This is a genomic window from Lacinutrix neustonica (genome assembly GCF_026625145.1).
Taxonomy (GTDB): domain Bacteria; phylum Bacteroidota; class Bacteroidia; order Flavobacteriales; family Flavobacteriaceae; genus Lacinutrix; species Lacinutrix neustonica.
Window position 1 is genome coordinate 2,327,420 of sequence record NZ_CP113088.1, and the last position, 14,594, is coordinate 2,342,013.

38 protein-coding genes and 2 pseudogenes are annotated in these 14,594 nt (G+C 31.1%); 34 read left to right on the forward strand and 6 right to left on the reverse strand.

Annotation, left to right across the window (positions count from 1 at the left end):
- Window positions 1–81: 81 nt before the first annotated feature.
- The 11 genes and pseudogenes from N7U66_RS12635 to N7U66_RS12675 all read left to right on the forward strand — a co-directional run bounded on the left by N7U66_RS12635 (window position 82) and on the right by N7U66_RS12675 (window position 2,424).
- Window positions 82–279 (forward strand): class I lanthipeptide, encoded by a 198-nt coding sequence (locus N7U66_RS12635; protein WP_267675570.1) that lies wholly within the window; start codon window positions 82–84, stop codon window positions 277–279.
- Between the two features lie 20 nt (window positions 280–299).
- Entirely contained in the window at window positions 300–479 is a 180-nt protein-coding gene (locus tag N7U66_RS12640) for a class I lanthipeptide (RefSeq protein WP_267675571.1), read from the forward strand.
- Window positions 480–496: 17 nt separating this feature from the next.
- Window positions 497–670, forward strand: coding sequence for a bacteriocin (locus N7U66_RS12645; protein ID WP_267675572.1), 174 nt, complete (start codon window positions 497–499; stop codon window positions 668–670).
- A 12-nt stretch (window positions 671–682) separates the two neighbouring features.
- Window positions 683–829, forward strand: coding sequence for a hypothetical protein (locus tag N7U66_RS12650; RefSeq protein WP_267675573.1), 147 nt, complete (start codon window positions 683–685; stop codon window positions 827–829).
- 16 nt (window positions 830–845) lie between these two features.
- Window positions 846–1,037, forward strand: coding sequence for a hypothetical protein (locus N7U66_RS12655; protein ID WP_267675574.1), 192 nt, complete (start codon window positions 846–848; stop codon window positions 1,035–1,037).
- Window positions 1,038–1,077: 40 nt separating this feature from the next.
- On the forward strand, window positions 1,078–1,257 hold the full coding sequence (locus N7U66_RS12660; RefSeq protein ID WP_267675575.1) for a class I lanthipeptide: 180 nt from the start codon (window positions 1,078–1,080) through the stop codon (window positions 1,255–1,257).
- The gene (locus tag N7U66_RS22590; protein WP_390886573.1) at window positions 1,241–1,411 is read left to right on the forward strand and encodes a class I lanthipeptide; all 171 of its coding nucleotides are present in this window, start codon (window positions 1,241–1,243) and stop codon (window positions 1,409–1,411) included. Before N7U66_RS12660 ends, N7U66_RS22590 begins: the two co-directional genes overlap by 17 nt.
- Before the next feature lie 11 nt (window positions 1,412–1,422).
- The gene (locus tag N7U66_RS12665) at window positions 1,423–1,563 is read left to right on the forward strand and encodes a hypothetical protein (RefSeq protein ID WP_267675576.1); all 141 of its coding nucleotides are present in this window, start codon (window positions 1,423–1,425) and stop codon (window positions 1,561–1,563) included.
- 160 nt (window positions 1,564–1,723) lie between these two features.
- Window positions 1,724–1,927: pseudogene (locus N7U66_RS22595) on the forward strand (hypothetical protein); the annotation flags it as partial.
- Between the two features lie 14 nt (window positions 1,928–1,941).
- Window positions 1,942–2,139, forward strand: coding sequence for a class IIb bacteriocin, lactobin A/cerein 7B family (locus tag N7U66_RS12670; protein WP_267675577.1), 198 nt, complete (start codon window positions 1,942–1,944; stop codon window positions 2,137–2,139).
- An 87-nt stretch (window positions 2,140–2,226) separates the two neighbouring features.
- Window positions 2,227–2,424, forward strand: coding sequence for a hypothetical protein (locus tag N7U66_RS12675; RefSeq protein WP_267675578.1), 198 nt, complete (start codon window positions 2,227–2,229; stop codon window positions 2,422–2,424).
- Window positions 2,425–2,509: 85 nt separating this feature from the next.
- On the opposite strand, the pseudogene N7U66_RS12680 reads toward N7U66_RS12675, so the two are convergent.
- Window positions 2,510–2,694 (reverse strand): annotated as a pseudogene (locus tag N7U66_RS12680) (twin-arginine translocase TatA/TatE family subunit).
- A gap of 773 nt (window positions 2,695–3,467) precedes the next feature.
- On the reverse strand, window positions 3,468–3,650 hold the full coding sequence (locus N7U66_RS12685; RefSeq protein ID WP_267675579.1) for a class I lanthipeptide: 183 nt from the start codon (window positions 3,648–3,650) through the stop codon (window positions 3,468–3,470).
- 405 nt (window positions 3,651–4,055) lie between these two features.
- On the opposite strand from N7U66_RS12685, the gene N7U66_RS12690 reads away from it, so the two are divergent.
- The 23 genes from N7U66_RS12690 to N7U66_RS12800 all read left to right on the forward strand — a co-directional run bounded on the left by N7U66_RS12690 (window position 4,056) and on the right by N7U66_RS12800 (window position 11,784).
- Window positions 4,056–5,666: an AraC family transcriptional regulator gene (locus N7U66_RS12690; RefSeq protein WP_267675580.1), complete on the forward strand. Its 1,611-nt coding sequence runs from the start codon at window positions 4,056–4,058 to the stop codon at window positions 5,664–5,666.
- Between the two features lie 456 nt (window positions 5,667–6,122).
- A complete protein-coding gene (locus N7U66_RS12695) occupies window positions 6,123–6,245 on the forward strand; it encodes a hypothetical protein (protein WP_267675581.1) in 123 nt (40 codons plus the stop codon).
- A gap of 359 nt (window positions 6,246–6,604) precedes the next feature.
- Window positions 6,605–6,784: a class I lanthipeptide gene (locus N7U66_RS12700; RefSeq protein ID WP_267675582.1), complete on the forward strand. Its 180-nt coding sequence runs from the start codon at window positions 6,605–6,607 to the stop codon at window positions 6,782–6,784.
- A gap of 16 nt (window positions 6,785–6,800) precedes the next feature.
- The gene (locus N7U66_RS12705) at window positions 6,801–6,986 is read left to right on the forward strand and encodes a hypothetical protein (protein ID WP_267675583.1); all 186 of its coding nucleotides are present in this window, start codon (window positions 6,801–6,803) and stop codon (window positions 6,984–6,986) included.
- 15 nt (window positions 6,987–7,001) lie between these two features.
- Window positions 7,002–7,163 (forward strand): hypothetical protein, encoded by a 162-nt coding sequence (locus N7U66_RS12710; RefSeq protein WP_267675584.1) that lies wholly within the window; start codon window positions 7,002–7,004, stop codon window positions 7,161–7,163.
- Between the two features lie 170 nt (window positions 7,164–7,333).
- Window positions 7,334–7,528 (forward strand): hypothetical protein, encoded by a 195-nt coding sequence (locus N7U66_RS12715; protein ID WP_267675585.1) that lies wholly within the window; start codon window positions 7,334–7,336, stop codon window positions 7,526–7,528.
- 143 nt (window positions 7,529–7,671) lie between these two features.
- The gene (locus tag N7U66_RS12720; protein ID WP_267675586.1) at window positions 7,672–7,839 is read left to right on the forward strand and encodes a hypothetical protein; all 168 of its coding nucleotides are present in this window, start codon (window positions 7,672–7,674) and stop codon (window positions 7,837–7,839) included.
- Between the two features lie 22 nt (window positions 7,840–7,861).
- Window positions 7,862–8,035, forward strand: a complete 174-nt coding sequence (locus N7U66_RS12725) for a class I lanthipeptide (RefSeq protein WP_267675587.1) — start codon at window positions 7,862–7,864, stop codon at window positions 8,033–8,035.
- Window positions 8,036–8,080: 45 nt separating this feature from the next.
- Entirely contained in the window at window positions 8,081–8,260 is a 180-nt protein-coding gene (locus N7U66_RS12730) for a class I lanthipeptide (RefSeq protein ID WP_267675588.1), read from the forward strand.
- Window positions 8,261–8,272: 12 nt separating this feature from the next.
- Window positions 8,273–8,476: a hypothetical protein gene (locus tag N7U66_RS12735; RefSeq protein WP_267675589.1), complete on the forward strand. Its 204-nt coding sequence runs from the start codon at window positions 8,273–8,275 to the stop codon at window positions 8,474–8,476.
- 339 nt (window positions 8,477–8,815) lie between these two features.
- Entirely contained in the window at window positions 8,816–8,971 is a 156-nt protein-coding gene (locus tag N7U66_RS12740) for a hypothetical protein (RefSeq protein WP_267675590.1), read from the forward strand.
- Between the two features lie 19 nt (window positions 8,972–8,990).
- On the forward strand, window positions 8,991–9,152 hold the full coding sequence (locus N7U66_RS12745; RefSeq protein WP_267675591.1) for a hypothetical protein: 162 nt from the start codon (window positions 8,991–8,993) through the stop codon (window positions 9,150–9,152).
- Between the two features lie 177 nt (window positions 9,153–9,329).
- Complete coding sequence (locus N7U66_RS12750; protein ID WP_267675592.1) at window positions 9,330–9,503, forward strand: class I lanthipeptide; 174 nt, start codon at window positions 9,330–9,332, stop codon at window positions 9,501–9,503.
- 35 nt (window positions 9,504–9,538) lie between these two features.
- The gene (locus N7U66_RS12755; RefSeq protein WP_267675594.1) at window positions 9,539–9,715 is read left to right on the forward strand and encodes a class I lanthipeptide; all 177 of its coding nucleotides are present in this window, start codon (window positions 9,539–9,541) and stop codon (window positions 9,713–9,715) included.
- Between the two features lie 47 nt (window positions 9,716–9,762).
- Entirely contained in the window at window positions 9,763–9,936 is a 174-nt protein-coding gene (locus N7U66_RS12760) for a class I lanthipeptide (RefSeq protein WP_267675595.1), read from the forward strand.
- A gap of 171 nt (window positions 9,937–10,107) precedes the next feature.
- Window positions 10,108–10,266 (forward strand): hypothetical protein, encoded by a 159-nt coding sequence (locus N7U66_RS12765; protein ID WP_267675596.1) that lies wholly within the window; start codon window positions 10,108–10,110, stop codon window positions 10,264–10,266.
- Window positions 10,267–10,290: 24 nt separating this feature from the next.
- Complete coding sequence (locus tag N7U66_RS12770) at window positions 10,291–10,461, forward strand: class I lanthipeptide (protein WP_267675597.1); 171 nt, start codon at window positions 10,291–10,293, stop codon at window positions 10,459–10,461.
- A 13-nt stretch (window positions 10,462–10,474) separates the two neighbouring features.
- On the forward strand, window positions 10,475–10,633 hold the full coding sequence (locus tag N7U66_RS12775; RefSeq protein WP_267675598.1) for a hypothetical protein: 159 nt from the start codon (window positions 10,475–10,477) through the stop codon (window positions 10,631–10,633).
- A 24-nt stretch (window positions 10,634–10,657) separates the two neighbouring features.
- Window positions 10,658–10,807 (forward strand): class I lanthipeptide, encoded by a 150-nt coding sequence (locus N7U66_RS12780; protein ID WP_267675599.1) that lies wholly within the window; start codon window positions 10,658–10,660, stop codon window positions 10,805–10,807.
- Between the two features lie 33 nt (window positions 10,808–10,840).
- On the forward strand, window positions 10,841–11,014 hold the full coding sequence (locus tag N7U66_RS12785) for a hypothetical protein (protein ID WP_267675600.1): 174 nt from the start codon (window positions 10,841–10,843) through the stop codon (window positions 11,012–11,014).
- A 183-nt stretch (window positions 11,015–11,197) separates the two neighbouring features.
- Complete coding sequence (locus N7U66_RS12790) at window positions 11,198–11,371, forward strand: hypothetical protein (protein ID WP_267675600.1); 174 nt, start codon at window positions 11,198–11,200, stop codon at window positions 11,369–11,371.
- 27 nt (window positions 11,372–11,398) lie between these two features.
- Window positions 11,399–11,563: a class I lanthipeptide gene (locus tag N7U66_RS12795; protein ID WP_267675601.1), complete on the forward strand. Its 165-nt coding sequence runs from the start codon at window positions 11,399–11,401 to the stop codon at window positions 11,561–11,563.
- A gap of 53 nt (window positions 11,564–11,616) precedes the next feature.
- Window positions 11,617–11,784 (forward strand): class I lanthipeptide, encoded by a 168-nt coding sequence (locus N7U66_RS12800; RefSeq protein WP_267675603.1) that lies wholly within the window; start codon window positions 11,617–11,619, stop codon window positions 11,782–11,784.
- A gap of 348 nt (window positions 11,785–12,132) precedes the next feature.
- Here the strand turns inward: N7U66_RS12800 and N7U66_RS12805 are convergent, their stop codons facing one another.
- The 4 genes from N7U66_RS12805 to N7U66_RS12820 all read right to left on the reverse strand — a co-directional run bounded on the left by N7U66_RS12805 (window position 12,133) and on the right by N7U66_RS12820 (window position 14,591).
- Window positions 12,133–12,717: a hypothetical protein gene (locus tag N7U66_RS12805; RefSeq protein ID WP_267675604.1), complete on the reverse strand. Its 585-nt coding sequence runs from the start codon at window positions 12,715–12,717 to the stop codon at window positions 12,133–12,135.
- Between the two features lie 95 nt (window positions 12,718–12,812).
- Entirely contained in the window at window positions 12,813–13,226 is a 414-nt protein-coding gene (locus tag N7U66_RS12810) for an alcohol dehydrogenase catalytic domain-containing protein (protein WP_267675607.1), read from the reverse strand.
- A gap of 230 nt (window positions 13,227–13,456) precedes the next feature.
- The gene (locus tag N7U66_RS12815; protein WP_267675609.1) at window positions 13,457–14,044 is read right to left on the reverse strand and encodes an MDR/zinc-dependent alcohol dehydrogenase-like family protein; all 588 of its coding nucleotides are present in this window, start codon (window positions 14,042–14,044) and stop codon (window positions 13,457–13,459) included.
- Window positions 14,037–14,591, reverse strand: coding sequence for an alcohol dehydrogenase catalytic domain-containing protein (locus N7U66_RS12820; protein ID WP_267675610.1), 555 nt, complete (start codon window positions 14,589–14,591; stop codon window positions 14,037–14,039). Before N7U66_RS12820 ends, N7U66_RS12815 begins: the two co-directional genes overlap by 8 nt.
- Window positions 14,592–14,594 lie beyond the last annotated feature (3 nt).

Sequence of the window (14,594 nt, forward strand, 5' to 3'; positions counted from 1 at the left end):
AAAGAGTAAACAAGACACTGATTTTTCAAAAAAACATCATATACAATCATATAATTAGCAATAACAAAAACAACACTATTTATGAAAACACAAAATAAAAACAAACTAGAATTTAGTAAAAGCACAATATCTGAGCTTAATGACAAAAAATTAAAAGAAATTAATGGAGGAACAGCTAGTGGTCAAACAGATTTCTTTACTTCTGAGCCATGTATGGTTGCTGTATCTATAACTACTTCTTATAGAGATCCTTTTCAAGGAATAGGAGTGGGTAACTAATTTTAAAAAACAGAAACTTTATGAAAAAACAAAACACTAAAAATCAGCTAAGCTTAGAAAAAAAGGATGTTGTAGAGCTAAATCATATTAGTCTAAACGAAATAAAAGGGGGTACGACAGTCACTTCATTCCCAAATTTAACTACAATAATCAATTTTTCAAAAGATACTTTATGTACATCAGATAATCAACAACAATAATAACAAAACAAAATATTATGAAAACACAAAATGTGAACAAACTAGAATTTAGTACAAGCACAATATCTGAGCTTAATAACAATAAGTTAAAAGAAATAAAGGGAGGTACGCATACTTCACTCCCAAGTGATATTAGATGCACTTTTTTAGTTACAAGTAGTGGTGGTACAAATTACACAATAAGAAAGTAATAAAAATAAATTATGAAAACACAACACAAGAAACTGGCATTTAAAACAAAAGCAATAGTTGAACTCCAAAACGATGATTTACATTCTATAAATGGGGGAACAGCTACAACAGTTATAGTAGGACCAACAAGCCTTTTTACCAGATTAATTACTAAGTAAAACGAAATAATATTTTATGAAAACACAAAACAATAAGCAATTATCTGTGCGTAAGCATTCAATAGTAGAATTAAATAATCTTCAATTAGTGCAGGTTAACGGGGGCACAGTATCAATTACGACATATTTTTCTCCGCCTTATATAGATGAAGCTATAAGACAATCTTCATTACCATGCCAGGATAACATATTTCAGGATGGTTTTTAAGGGTTATTTATTTTTAAATGAATTTAATATTTAAACAATTATGAAAACACAAAACAACAACACATTAGATTTTAAAAAAAAGGTTATTGTAGAATTAAATAACGACGACTTAAATCAGGTAAAAGGCGGGTCGACAGAGATCTGTTCTAAAGATTCTCGGAATTGGCTGTTTAATGGCTTATTTAACTTTTTAATTACAAATTATGAAAACACAAAATAAAAACAAATTAGACTTAAGAAAGCAAAGTTTAGTAGAATTAAATGACACACAATTACATGACGTAAATGGCGGAACATCACCAATATTTATTATGTCTTCTTCAGTCTGTTTGCGAGTAACAACAAGGGTCATTTCAGTAATAATAACAAATTAAAAACACAAATTATGAAAACACAAAACAAGAACACGTTAGATTTTACAAAAAAAATAATTGTAGAATTAACCACATTAGAGTCAATCGCTATTTATGGAGGAGCAACGACTTACATCTGCTCTGCATGCATTCCAACATTAGATACTAAATAATATGTATTAGGTAGTTTTTAAAACCTATTAGTTAAAGACAGCGACTTTTTCGTTAATAATGAATATTACTAATATAGGGTTTAATTGTTATTCTTTTATTATGGCAACCTTTACCATTAAAAAACAAAGGATTTAATAATTATTTAAAACACAAAATTTAAACACAACATTAGGGTTTAAAAAAACCGCTGTATTAGAATTAAACGATGCTCAGTTACAAGACATAAAAGGAGGTACAACGCCTTTAGTCGTATCTTCAATGGGCTGTGTAAACGTAGCTGCGATGATGTCATCTGCTGGCTGTGGTGCTGTTGGAGCAGCTATAACAGGTGCAATTGCCGGCGCTACAATTGCAACTAATTAATATATATATACATTATGAAAAAACAAGAATCAAACAAATTAGATTTTACAAAAAAAAGTATAGTAGAACTAAACGAAGGACAATTAATGGAGGTCGATGGTGGGACTTCTCCTATTTGTATCATAGCTATTGCATCATCAGTGAAGTGCGTAGGAATAGGTGTTGCTAGTATAGCTCTTAGTTATAATATAACTAGAGATCAACAGAAATAGAGTCCATGAGTCTGAATTTTATAACGTTTTGATCTATACTATCACAAATCAAAATACGATACAAGTTAAATTTTCAAAACACAAATTATGAAAACACAAAACACAAATAAATTAGAATTTATTAAAAGAGATTTACTAGAGTTGAACGATAGTCAGTTACTTGATGTAAATGGAGGAAGCACACCAACTACTTTGTTTTGCTCGATAATAATAGTATCAATTATAACAACTATTCCAGGAGACCAAGGTCCAACGGGTGATGTTATTTTCGAAGATGGGTTTTAGTAAAATTTAATAAACGTTAACTAATAACAACAAAAAACCCAACGCATAGCGTTGGGTTTTTTATTATTATCTTGTGACAAAGAAACTATTTCTCTTTAACGTTTTCTTCGTCTTCCTCTTTACTAGCATCCTTAAATTCCTTTATGCCGCTTCCTAATCCGCGCATTAATTCGGGATTTTTTTGCCTCCAAATAAGAGTAGTATTAACACCACGATGACTGCAATTTGCCAAGGTCCAATCATTCCTAAAAATATACTTACTGAAATCATAATAGATAGATTTAAAGTGCAAAGTTACTAATTAAAGTGTTTAAAATGCGTTAAAAAAGTAATTTCCTTTAAATGCTTTAATTAGTAAGTTTATACGCCTTAGAGTGCCCAATACACAAAATTAATTTTCATTAACATTGCTATAAATCGTGGTCTCAGAAGTAATTATATGTTCTAGATAGTGAATTGTCTTAGTAACACTTTCATTGCCGCTAAGAATTCAAATTACTGGTTTTTTTCTCAAAAAAAGGGCTGCTAGTGTTCAAGATTTCATAGCGCGCTACATTTAACTTCAGAGTAAACTTAGTTTTTTGATATATTTAAATAGAAATTAAGCAACCTATTTTTATAAAATTATTTAGTAGATTAATACGGACGGACCCTTAACGTCGTAAAAGTCTAATAACTCACTTATATTTAATGCACTTTTCCGTGGTAATCCTATTTTGGTCAATAGGCTAAAAGAGAGATTCTTCAATAAATTGAAATGGATTATAGCATATTTCGTTTGAAATCATAATTATTACCGCCGAGATAAAGCCATTCTCTGTCTACATGATTATTTGAAATAGACAAGAAGAAACGTGAAATTTAACGGGATATGGAGCTTTCGCTAGGTCAATTACTATAGAAACAATGTACTAAACACCTTCTTTTTAATTAATCTGAAGATTGATGTGATATTAAAAGAAAAGCGTGTAACACTTTAGTGTTACACGCTTTTCTTAAAGAGTATCATGGAAGCATCGGGTAAGCCCAATGTCTAAATCAATCTATTCATTATTCATTATTAGATTGTTTCCAAGACATAACCAAGTGGTTTCAATTGGAGGCATATGACTCTGTATGGCAATACTTGTTTCACCACCTCCTTTTATATTGTAAAGAGATACGTCGTTAAGTTCTGTAATGTTCTGCTTGTTAAATGTCAATTTTTTGTTTGCTTGAGTTTTCATACTTAAAAGGTTTATTTATAGATTAATTAATTGTCTCTAACAAATATGGCTATTAATTCTTATTACCCCAAAAATAATAAGCTGCGATTTATAAAAAAAAAGAATTGCTTTATTGTTTTAACGCTATAAAAATCAGTGCTTTACGTAGATTTATGAATTAAAAAAAAAAACGTAATTTTACAATTGAAATTTAGTCCATAGATCCCCTCGCTAATGAAAAGTAAATTGTTTTTCTTCATTTTTTCCTTGTTATTTTTTAGTCACCCTATATTTTGCCAAGAGAGTACGGCGTCCACAGGGGATTCAATAAAAAAATACATTTATAACAATCGAGAAAAAGCAATTGTTTTCAGTCATAAATTTCTCAAATTAAATAAGGCTAGTAATAATACAGAAAATATAATATTGGCGTATTCTGTTTTGGCCTTTTCTCACGAGTCAATGAATCAAATTGACAGTACTCTTTATTATTATTATAAGAAGTTAAGCTTGGTTGATAAGCCGATAGACATTATCAAAAACAAGTATTTTATTGCTCGAATATATGATAACAATTACGATTACAACGAAGCCTTAAGGCAGTATAGCCAAATTATTGATTTAGCAAAGAAAGAGAAAAATGACACTGTTGTAGAGGATATGAAATTTTCAATTGAGCTGCTAAAAACGAAAGTGGGACTTAATAGAGATGGCCTCTCTAAAGAGGCGTTTAATTATTTAAAAGAGACCTACCTTAAGCAGAAAAACAGTAATAACATAATACTTCTTAGATATAATAGGAAAAGTCTTATTGAAGTGTATTTAAATGAAAATGATATTACCGAAGCGATTCGGCTAATAAATGAGGGAATAGAGGAGGCCAATCATAAGAAAAATGTGCTTTTTCTCTATTATATGTATGATTATAGATCAAAAAGCTACTTAAAATTAAAAGACTTAAATAGCGCGGAAAAGGATGCTAATTTAGCCATGGAGTATGCTTTACAGCTTAAAAATGAGGTGTTCAAAAATGAAATTAACTACAGGTTAGCTGATATTGCTTTTGAAAAGAAACAATATAAGGAAGCGCTTAACAATTTAAAAAAGATACTTAATAATAAAAAAAGCAGTAAATCTGCACTTCAATCTTCGAAATACTATAAGTTAACAGCGAATGTTTATAAAAATTTAGACAGTATTCGGCTATCCAATACATTCTACTCTCAATATATGGATGCAAGAGAGAAAGCGACTCAAGAATATTTATCTGCCATTCAAAGTATTCACGATATCACACTCAAAGAAGAGCTTTCAGATATTCAAAACACCTATGAAGAAGAGCTTTTGGGAGAAATTTCTGAAAAAGAGAAATATAAAAAAACCAAATGGTTGTGGGTTTTTATTAGTGCAATACTCTTATTGTTTATGGTTGGGGTATTCATGTTCTATAGACAGAAAGCCATTAAGAATCAAAGTCGTTTTGAAGATTTAATGATAAAAATTCGAGCTTTCGAACAGCGAAAGGCTGAAGAAAACAAACCTGTTTTAGAGCATAAGAAGCAGATAGAACCGGTGTTAGAAGAAGAACCTATAGAATCACGTCAAGTCCTAGAAAACACGGAAGTAAAAGCGCTATCTTCCTCGCCAAAGGCTGAGGAAGCAGAAGCGACGTACGTTATCGATGATAAAAAAGTAGAAGAAATACTTATTAAACTTCAAAAACTTGAAGAGAAACAATATTACTTGCGCCAGGATTGTACATTACATAATATGGCCAAAAAACTTAAAACCAATACATCTTACCTTTCGAAAATAATAAACACACACTTAGATAAATCTTTTAGTACATATATAAACGAACTTCGAATCAATTACGCGATTCTCGAGTTAAAAAATAACAAGCGATTACGTTCGTATTCTGTTAAAGGTATTGCGGGAGAAATGGGATATAAAAATGCAGATGCTTTTTCAAGATATTTTAGAGACGCTACAGGGATTACCCCATCTGTTTACATTAAAAAGATCCAAGAAATATAAAACATAGATTTTATTTCAACCTACTGATTTACAATTGTTTAATAAAAAAAAAGCACTGTTTTTTTTATAAATTGTTGGCTACTTCGTTTGGATGTTACTTTTATTTGAGATTACTTTGGGACAAGAAAGAGAACAGTTCTAATAATTTTACTCAAGCATTTTTAATTATTAGACATAAAAAAAACAGAGCTCTGTAAAGCCCTGTTAATTTTGAAAACACAAATTTTCATGTATTCCGTGTCCGTCAACATTGAATACTCTACAAATATATATTTTTTTTGTGTCATCACAAAGGATATTATATCTCAAGAGTACTTCACTACACTTTTCGGAATACAAGATTAAAATAAGATTTAGCTTAAGGCTTAACCGCGCTTGAGTTGAAGAACTGATGAACGCTTCATTTTAGTTAGTAATCAGTTCTTTACAATATTAGTTTAATTAAAATTTTGAAAAATGAAAACTACACAAAGTAACACAGACTTGCATTTGGATGCGTTAGATTTTATTTCAAACGAATTGTGTCAAGAATTTGACAATGTCTTTCATTCATTAGATGACGCTATCGTAATTGATTAATCGTATTTAACAACGCCTTATGAAAGAGGACACGAATACTCATAAAGATAAATTGAGACAGCGAACAATTGTTGAATTACCTAATGATAAAAGTTGGTGGAAGAGACTAATAGAGCTATTCAAAAGAGAACAAAGCAAGTTGTAAATCAACGTATTATGAACACCTATAATACTTGAGCTGAATAAAGAAACGCTTAAAACTATTGTTGGTGAAATCTGTAACGTGGGCGGTTGTATAAATTCTAAAAGGACTATTAATAGTCGCGGCAGTCTTATACTAGAAGTGCTCATTTACGATGCACCACCGTCGTCAACGAAAGTGAAGGAAATTATACAATTAATTATTAAAACCATTTATTATGAAAACACAAAAACACAAATTAGCATTTAATAAAAATGCAATCACAGAGCTTACAGACTCAGAAATAAACTCAGTTAATGGAGGCTGTCAATGGGGAGATTCATCGGGTGCTACCGTAACCATTAGAATTACCATAGTAGACAACCCAACACCAGTTTTTACCATTATACTCTATTAAAACAAAAAAGACAACCATGAAAACACAACGTACAAAGTTAGTATTTGAAAAACAAACATTAGTTGAACTCCAAAATGACGATTTAGTAGCTGTTAGAGGAGGGACCTCTATTTATCCAAGCTCTATAATAACAATTGCCGAATTAACGAAGCAAATTACACAAGGAGGCGGAGAAGATAGTGGTGTAACCAGAGAATTGTAATTGAGACACTTTTATATGAGCCATAATATGAAAACGCCAAGAGCACCATTAGTATTTAGTAAAAGTATCATTACAGAGCTTACGAACTCAGAATCAAAATTAGTTATAGGGGGTTCTGCAGACCTAATTGAAGATATACTTGTAGCAACAACCTATGGCACATGGTTGTTTCACTAAAAAGGAAGACTCTTATAGTATGCATTAATAACCTCATATGATTTTCAATCTATGGTCATTTTTCTAACGTTCTTAACTGGGAGAACAGTTGATGTACTATAAACGCGATCAAGGACATGTTAACTTTTTTTAATCCTTAACCTTAGTCATTAAAACAAAACTATATAATTATGAAAACACAAAACAAAAGCGCATTAGAATTCACAAAACACGCAATTTCAGAGCTAAATCAAGATCAAATTAGCAAAATCAATGGAGGTACTCTTTCAATAACTCCCAACGGAGGAAGCATTAGCTGCTCTTTTTGTATCAACAGCAGTAACGGAGCAGGAACGGTTATAATAAGAGATCTTTTGCAAGCGTAATTAGCGACCTTAAAAGCACTCATGACGTGCACGCTTGAAAACGGCTAAAAGAAGTAGAAAACACTCCAAAAGAGGTTAAACACCTTAGACTATGGAGCAGTTATAACAGAAACAAAATTTATAATCCTAAAACAACTTTAATTATGAAAACACAAAAGAAAAAAACGGAATTAAACTTTGCTAAAAGCGAAATTGTAGAATTAAATAGAGGCGATCTAAATGCAGTATTTGGAGGAACATTTAGTACCAATTCAGAAAGTGGGCCGCTTTGTGATATGGCAGACATTATAATAAAAGCATTTACTAGATAGTATATAATAGAACCGTAATATCATGAAAACAAAAGCATTAAAATTAGCATTTGATAAGCATTCTATTTCAGAATTAAATACAAATACCCTTCAACAAGTTAAGGGAGGTACCATATTAACTTCACGGATTAACAAGGTCAATACAAATACCAACAGTGAACTATTCAACAAACACACTATGTACTTCAGATGCTAAATAGCACGAGAAGACAATACAATTAATTATTAAAAACCATTTATTATGAAAACACAAAAACACAAATTAGTATTTAGTAAAAATGCAATCACAGAGCTTAGCGACTCACAATCTCAGTCAATTCATGGAGGCTGCCAATGGGGAGATTCATCCGGAGCGACTGTAACGATTAAAATATCTATTATAGATAACCCAACGCATGTTGAAACCATTATTTTATATTAAAAAAAGAAAATTATGAAAACACAAAACAACAAATTAGTATTTAGCAAAAGCTCGATACTAGAATTACAAAGCTCAGATTTATTAAATATTAATGGCGGTTCTACAATAGTAGGAGGAGATACTTGCACGGGATGTATGTGTGGTGCCACCCAAACTATTTTAACGGCAGGTAATAAATCAATAGTTATGCCTACGCAAATTGAAGTAGCCATGTAGATTTTAAAAAATCTCAAATTTTAATTCTTATTAAATTACACAAAACAAAACAGGTATTAGAGACACGTACTATAGTTGAACTTCAAAAGGAAGCACTCCTTTTAGTTAACGGCGTGACAGTGACGACCTCTATAAACATTGCAGAATTAACAGAACAAATAACCTGTGGCAGTGGCGAAGACAGTTGTGTAACTAGAAGATAACTAATTTAAAAGGCAATAGAGGATCCTGGTTACGCATATAAAATGGCGTGCCGGACTCTATGCCTAAAAGGTTAAAACGGATTACCCCTTTGTTCACCAAGGATTAAATCAAAATTAATTTTTAAAAATAACGACTATGAAAACACAAAATCAAAACGTATTGTTTAATCATAATTCAATTGTCGAATTAAACGATAGAGACATTAGTAAGATCCATGGAGGTTCTTCTGAGGTCATTGAAATTATTACAAGAGCGGCCACTTATGGGACATGGTTCGATTTTGGACTGTAATAAAACACCCTTTTAAATTATGAAAACACAAACAAATAAACCAAGATTTCACAAAAAAGCCATAGTAGACTTAAATACTTCTCAAATGGTTTCTATTAAAGGAGGGAGTACCACTTTTTTTGTGGATTGGGTGCAAAATCAAATAGATGAAGCTAAGGAGGACATGTCTCCCTATATATAATGGGGGCTATTGGGGCGTAACAAAAATTAAATTTCAATAAACAGCTTTAACAGAATTGAACGTTAGAACGTTATTGGTCGTTTAAAGCCAAGGAGCAACAGAACCCTTCTTTTCTTTTGTAGCAACTCTTACCAACTAAAAAGCATCACAAATTTCTCATTAAACAAATGCAATATTATGAAAACACAAAACAAAAAATTAGACTTCAGTAAAAATTCTGTTTTAGAATTAAACGATCAACAATTAACAGGGGTTGCCGGTGGAGGTGAATCTGTAGGAGTAACGATTTCTTTTCACGAAGTTACCAGTTGGTATTTGCCAGCATTTAGTCTTATTCTTGAAATAGGATAGGGGATTAAAGTAATCATTAAAACAAACGCAATATTATGAAAACACAAAACACAAAATTAGACTTCAGTAAAAATTCTATTCTAGAATTAAACGATCAACAATTAACAGGGGTTGCCGGTGGAGGTGAATCTGTAGGCATTACCATTTCTTTCCACGAAATTGATGGTTGGATTATTCCAATTCCAGTCATTAGTTTTATTCTAGATCTATAACAGATCTATAACAGATTATAACAACAATTAAAACCAAACGTAATATTATGAAAACACAAAACAAAAAATTAGACTTCAGTAAAAATTCTGTTTTAGAATTAAACGATCAACAATTAACAGGGGTTGCCGGTGGAGGCGAATCTGTAGGAGTAACGATTTCTTTTCACGAAGTTACTAGTTGGTATTGGCCAGCATTTAGCCTTATTCTTGAAATTGAATAGGTCAAAATAAGTACAATATACAAACAAAAACAAGCGAAAATTTACAAGTTAATTTAAGATAGCCATCGACTTTTTCGATTTTTAAATCTAGACATTAAAGAACTTTAATTTAAGCAAAGGTCGGTGAGACAGACCTTAAAAATGGCCTCTATTATTAATAAAACTAAAATTATGAAAACACAAAACACAAAATTAGGTTTCGCAAAAAGTGCTATTGTTGAATTAAACGACAAGGACATGCTTGACGTAAATGCAGGAGCAAGTATTAGTATTTACATCGGTAGAGATGATGAAACACAGTTAGAAATAGATGTTACAATTTTTTGGTAACCATTAACCTTTAAACTAAATATTATGAAAACACAAAATAACAAATTACAGTTTAAAAAAGATTCAATTTCTGAATTAAACGACCAACAAATGATTGGTGTTAACGGAGGCGATGGCTTTACCTTATCCTTTGTTGAAAACAGTAAAGGAGAACTTGTATTCGGATTTCTGTTGCCATTGATGACTAACTTTTAAAAACAAATAAATTATGAAAACACAAAACACAAAATTAGGGTTCTCAAAAAGCGCTATTGTTGAATTAAACGATAAAGACATGCTTGACGTAAATGCAGGAGCAAGTATTAGCATTTATATTGGTAGAGATGATGAAACACAATTAGAAATAGATGTTACAATTTTTTGGTAACCATTAATCTTTAAACTAAATATTATGAAAACACAAAACAACAAATTACAGTTTAAAAAAGATTCAATTTCTGAATTAAACGATCAACAAATGATAGGTGTTAACGGAGGTGATGGTTTTACCTTATCCTTTGTTGAAAACAGTAAAGGGGAACTTATATTCGGATTTCAGTAGCCATTGATGACTAACTTGTAAAACAAATAAATTATGAAAACACAAAACAACAAACTAAGCTTCAATACCAACACGATAATTGAGCTTAAAAACAGTGAAATGAATGAAATAGACGGAGGTACTGCCTGGGCTTGCGCAGGTGTTATTCTTCTTGCTATTGCGGTGACTGTTTCAGATCATCAAGTCATATCGATTGTTCACCACTAACAATTAGAGTTTACTCAAAACGAGATAAATTGACAATAACACGTAAGAATTAGGACGGTTTATTTAGTAGAGTCTTCGACTTTTTCGATCAGTAAATCTTAACATTAAAAACCTCTTGTTCAAACAAAGGTTAATGAGCGATACCTTAAAATTAGCTCAAAAACATTAATTAAATTTTAAATTATGAAAACACAAAACAACAAATTAAGCTTCAATACCAACACCATAATAGAACTTAAAAACAGTGAAATGAATGAAATAGACGGAGGTACTGCCTGGGCTTGTGCAGGTGTCATTCTTCTTGCTATTGCGGTAACCGTTTCAGATCATCAAGTTATTTCGATCGTACACCACTAAAAATAAACAAAATAACATTCAATAATTATGAAGACAAATAAAAAATCATTAGACTTTAACAAAAGTTCAGTAATGGAATTAAATAAAAATGAACTTAACGAGGTAAGAGGAGGAGGAACAACCTCTTGGGTCTGTTTAGTTACTAGTCTTACTTATAATTTTGAAATTGATTTTAACTATGATGCTCACTAAGTAACAGCCTTAGTATGAATCACAACATATAAACCATTTAATACATAATAATTATGAAGACAAATAAAAAATCATTAGATTTTAACAAAAGCGCAGTGATAGAATTAAATAAAAGCGAGCTTAACGAGGTAAGAGGAGGAAATGGCACAACCAGCTGGGTTTGTTTAATTTCAAGTCTTGTTTATAAGTTTGAAATTGATTTTAATTACGATGCTCACTAAGTAGATAACTTGAAAGTTATAAAAAATGAAACCGAGAACAATTAGTTGTTCTGGTTTTTTAGTTGTGTACATAGAGAAGCGCTTTCGTTTTAAGCTGGAAATGCCGTCTTTATTATAATCTTTAGGCAAATAGCCGTTATGAATAGAAATAAAATAAGGTTTTAGAACGAGCTTTTTTTATGAATCATGGACTGTTTTGTTCTTATACGATAGTGACTAGGGATGTTTGAAGTCTAAAACAGAAGCACGTTGTAGTCCTAACAGAGCGGTTAATTGTAAACCAAAGAGAAACCCAAAAACTTACTAGATTGTAAATTCTCGGGTTTTAGAAGTGTATATAGTTTTTAGTTAGTACTTAAAAGAGACTTTGCCAAAACGATTTTTATCCATGTTAAAAGATTTTATTATAAAATCATTTAAATCATCATTTTCTGTGAAAACACTATCCATTGGTAGTACGTTGTCTTTGTGAAGCATATCAATACCCTCTTTTAAGTCTTTAGTCGTACCTAAACAATTCCCTATAAGATGAACATTGTATATTATTATGTGTGATAGAATTAAAGACAATTTAAATTCTACATCCGAGGCTTTTTTTTCTGAAGATTGATTAAAAAAGCCACAAGTAATATACTTACAATAGTAATTTAATTTTTTGTTCAGTAACAAATATGGAAAATAAGTATCTGCAAAGGGATCTAAAACGGCGTCGAAGGTTACATTTTTAGGAAAATTTTTGTCTTTAAAAGTAATGATATCTTTAATAAAGGGAAATTGCTTTTTTACAGAGTCTATTTCATTACGAGAATAAGATAAGCCATACACATTACAATTATAATTTTTCAACATGCTTAAAAGAAATAGTGACGTGTATGACGTCACAGAAGTAACGAGAATGTTACTCCCCTCTTTTATTTCTGCTTTGTTAATCATAGACATGCCCGTTTGAGCTCCAATTCCTACACCTGAAGCAATATCTACTGGAAAATCCTTTGGAAGCTTAATTAGTTTGGTTTTATGGATTACTTCTAATTCTTTACTGCCGTGATTCGTTGGAATTCCGATTTTCCCCCATCTACTGAATAGGGGTAAAAACCGTCTTGAACAACGAAGTCCCCAACAGATAAGTTTTTAACATTTTCACCAATTTTCACAACTTCCCCGCAAAAATCTGATCCAATAGGATAGTACGTATCCCCATCAAAATCTTTAAGTTTTTTCCAGGCGTTTTCAATTATTCCTAAGTCTCTATAATTGAGAGAAAATCCTTTTTTCTTTAGTAATACAAGATCTTTATTATTAGTATCATGTGTATCAAACACTTCATCTGCTACGTGTATCAATGCCAATGGAATCTTTAAAGAATCAATTGGGATATAGCTTTTATCTTTACTTTCAATTTTTTTATCCAAAGACGGACTTAATACTGCTAGAACTCTCATAATTTCATGCTTTTAGTGTAATAATTCTTTAATTTTTTATTCCGTTATAGTTAAGTAAGATGTTAGGAATCTCACATTTTATGTCCACCTATTTACTAAAAAAACATAGCTACGAATCATATACAGGCCCTTTAACACTGTAATTTGGATGCTATCAAATAGTGTTTTATTCTAATAAACGCTTAGCGTTAGGCGGTAATGATTTATTGTTTTTTTATTAAAATGATAGGTTAGTTATATAAAAAAGAGACTTTTCCTGTTTTCTTAGTCTTTAAAAAGGATTTGTCTAAAAACAAATTAATGTCTTCATCTTTGTTGTAAAAAGAATCGATAGGAATCGAACTATTAACATTTTCACTTAATAATTTTAAACCTTTTTCTAAATCCTCAGTAGTCCCTAAACAATTGGCTTTAATTTGAATATTTTTTGATATTAAAGTACCGATAAATAGGGGTAAGTTTGTATAAGACGCCTTGCTTTTTATTTTTCGAGAAGACTGATTAAACATACCACAAGTAACATAGCGGGCTTCAAAATTTAAGTTTGGCTGTAGAGCAACGATGTGCGTGTCTGCAAAGGGATCTAAAACAGCATTAAAAAGTAAATCTTTAGGTAGGTTGTTGTCTTTAAAGTTATAAATGGTATGGATAAATGGAAACAATTCTTTCACCTTGTCTTTGTCCTCTCCTGAGTAAGATAAGCCATAAATAGTACAATTTCTATCTCTTAGAAAATTAAGGATTATTAATGACGTATTTGATGTGACAGAGGTTACCAATACATTATCCCCATCTTTTATGTCTGCTTTTTTAATCATAGACATCGCCGTCTCGGATGCCAATACTTATGCCGGACGCTTGTTCTACGGGAATGTTGTTTGGAACTTTAATTAACTTACCTTTATGGTAAATTTCTAACTCCTTACTGGCGTGATTACTTGGTATACCTGGTGGTGCATTGTGAGAAGCCTGAGGGTAAGAACAATTCGCAATAACATAATCACCCACGTTTAAGTGAGTTACATTTTTTCCAATTTTAAGGATCTCTCCACAAAATTCTGAGCCTATTGGATAATAGGTGTCTTGATCTGTATCTTTTAATTTTTTCCAAGCATTTTCAATAACTCCAAAATCTCTGTAATTTAAAGAAAATCCTTTTTTCTTTACCAAAACAACATCGGCATACTGGTCGTCCGTTTCATCAAATGCGGTATCTGGTATGTGTATTAAAGCTAATGGTATTTTTAATGAATCTATTTCTAAAATATATTTATCCTCCTTGTTTAACCTCGTCGCTAAAGAAGGACTTAGTACGCCTAATGCTCTCATAATGTATCTTTTGTTGCGTTTAAAAAAGAGAGCCATAGA

Bases quoted from the DNA above. Each gene is read 5' to 3' on its own strand.
- N7U66_RS12750 (WP_267675592.1), top strand. From the start codon at position 9,330: ATGAAAACACAAAACAAAAAATTAGACTTCAGTAAAAATTCTGTTTTA.
- N7U66_RS12765 (WP_267675596.1), top strand. From the start codon at position 10,108: ATGAAAACACAAAACACAAAATTAGGTTTCGCAAAAAGTGCTATTGTT.
- N7U66_RS12700 (WP_267675582.1), top strand. From the start codon at position 6,605: ATGAAAACACAAAAACACAAATTAGCATTTAATAAAAATGCAATCACA.
- N7U66_RS12755 (WP_267675594.1), top strand. From the start codon at position 9,539: ATGAAAACACAAAACACAAAATTAGACTTCAGTAAAAATTCTATTCTA.
- N7U66_RS12740 (WP_267675590.1), top strand. From the start codon at position 8,816: ATGAAAACACAAAATCAAAACGTATTGTTTAATCATAATTCAATTGTC.
- N7U66_RS12780 (WP_267675599.1), top strand. From the start codon at position 10,658: ATGAAAACACAAAACAACAAATTACAGTTTAAAAAAGATTCAATTTCT.
- N7U66_RS12795 (WP_267675601.1), top strand. From the start codon at position 11,399: ATGAAGACAAATAAAAAATCATTAGACTTTAACAAAAGTTCAGTAATG.
- N7U66_RS12710 (WP_267675584.1), top strand. From the start codon at position 7,002: ATGAGCCATAATATGAAAACGCCAAGAGCACCATTAGTATTTAGTAAA.
- N7U66_RS12705 (WP_267675583.1), top strand. From the start codon at position 6,801: ATGAAAACACAACGTACAAAGTTAGTATTTGAAAAACAAACATTAGTT.
- N7U66_RS12665 (WP_267675576.1), top strand. From the start codon at position 1,423: ATGAAAACACAAAACAAGAACACGTTAGATTTTACAAAAAAAATAATT.
- N7U66_RS12730 (WP_267675588.1), top strand. From the start codon at position 8,081: ATGAAAACACAAAAACACAAATTAGTATTTAGTAAAAATGCAATCACA.
- N7U66_RS12720 (WP_267675586.1), top strand. From the start codon at position 7,672: ATGAAAACACAAAAGAAAAAAACGGAATTAAACTTTGCTAAAAGCGAA.
- N7U66_RS12715 (WP_267675585.1), top strand. From the start codon at position 7,334: ATGAAAACACAAAACAAAAGCGCATTAGAATTCACAAAACACGCAATT.
- N7U66_RS12785 (WP_267675600.1), top strand. From the start codon at position 10,841: ATGAAAACACAAAACAACAAACTAAGCTTCAATACCAACACGATAATT.
- N7U66_RS12635 (WP_267675570.1), top strand. From the start codon at position 82: ATGAAAACACAAAATAAAAACAAACTAGAATTTAGTAAAAGCACAATA.
- N7U66_RS12650 (WP_267675573.1), top strand. From the start codon at position 683: ATGAAAACACAACACAAGAAACTGGCATTTAAAACAAAAGCAATAGTT.
- N7U66_RS12670 (WP_267675577.1), top strand. From the start codon at position 1,942: ATGAAAAAACAAGAATCAAACAAATTAGATTTTACAAAAAAAAGTATA.
- N7U66_RS12735 (WP_267675589.1), top strand. From the start codon at position 8,273: ATGAAAACACAAAACAACAAATTAGTATTTAGCAAAAGCTCGATACTA.
- N7U66_RS12685 (WP_267675579.1), bottom strand. From the start codon at position 3,650: ATGAAAACTCAAGCAAACAAAAAATTGACATTTAACAAGCAGAACATT.
- N7U66_RS12805 (WP_267675604.1), bottom strand. From the start codon at position 12,717: ATGATTAACAAAGCAGAAATAAAAGAGGGGAGTAACATTCTCGTTACT.
- N7U66_RS12725 (WP_267675587.1), top strand. From the start codon at position 7,862: ATGAAAACAAAAGCATTAAAATTAGCATTTGATAAGCATTCTATTTCA.
- N7U66_RS12640 (WP_267675571.1), top strand. From the start codon at position 300: ATGAAAAAACAAAACACTAAAAATCAGCTAAGCTTAGAAAAAAAGGAT.
- N7U66_RS12820 (WP_267675610.1), bottom strand. From the start codon at position 14,591: ATGGCTCTCTTTTTTAAACGCAACAAAAGATACATTATGAGAGCATTA.
- N7U66_RS12645 (WP_267675572.1), top strand. From the start codon at position 497: ATGAAAACACAAAATGTGAACAAACTAGAATTTAGTACAAGCACAATA.
- N7U66_RS12660 (WP_267675575.1), top strand. From the start codon at position 1,078: ATGAAAACACAAAACAACAACACATTAGATTTTAAAAAAAAGGTTATT.
- N7U66_RS12675 (WP_267675578.1), top strand. From the start codon at position 2,227: ATGAAAACACAAAACACAAATAAATTAGAATTTATTAAAAGAGATTTA.
- N7U66_RS12815 (WP_267675609.1), bottom strand. From the start codon at position 14,044: ATGATTAAAAAAGCAGACATAAAAGATGGGGATAATGTATTGGTAACC.
- N7U66_RS12800 (WP_267675603.1), top strand. From the start codon at position 11,617: ATGAAGACAAATAAAAAATCATTAGATTTTAACAAAAGCGCAGTGATA.
- N7U66_RS12760 (WP_267675595.1), top strand. From the start codon at position 9,763: ATGAAAACACAAAACAAAAAATTAGACTTCAGTAAAAATTCTGTTTTA.
- N7U66_RS12655 (WP_267675574.1), top strand. From the start codon at position 846: ATGAAAACACAAAACAATAAGCAATTATCTGTGCGTAAGCATTCAATA.
- N7U66_RS22590 (WP_390886573.1), top strand. From the start codon at position 1,241: ATGAAAACACAAAATAAAAACAAATTAGACTTAAGAAAGCAAAGTTTA.
- N7U66_RS12695 (WP_267675581.1), top strand. From the start codon at position 6,123: ATGAAAACTACACAAAGTAACACAGACTTGCATTTGGATGCGTTAGAT.
- N7U66_RS12775 (WP_267675598.1), top strand. From the start codon at position 10,475: ATGAAAACACAAAACACAAAATTAGGGTTCTCAAAAAGCGCTATTGTT.
- N7U66_RS12810 (WP_267675607.1), bottom strand. From the start codon at position 13,226: ATGAGAGTTCTAGCAGTATTAAGTCCGTCTTTGGATAAAAAAATTGAA.
- N7U66_RS12770 (WP_267675597.1), top strand. From the start codon at position 10,291: ATGAAAACACAAAATAACAAATTACAGTTTAAAAAAGATTCAATTTCT.
- N7U66_RS12790 (WP_267675600.1), top strand. From the start codon at position 11,198: ATGAAAACACAAAACAACAAATTAAGCTTCAATACCAACACCATAATA.
- N7U66_RS12745 (WP_267675591.1), top strand. From the start codon at position 8,991: ATGAAAACACAAACAAATAAACCAAGATTTCACAAAAAAGCCATAGTA.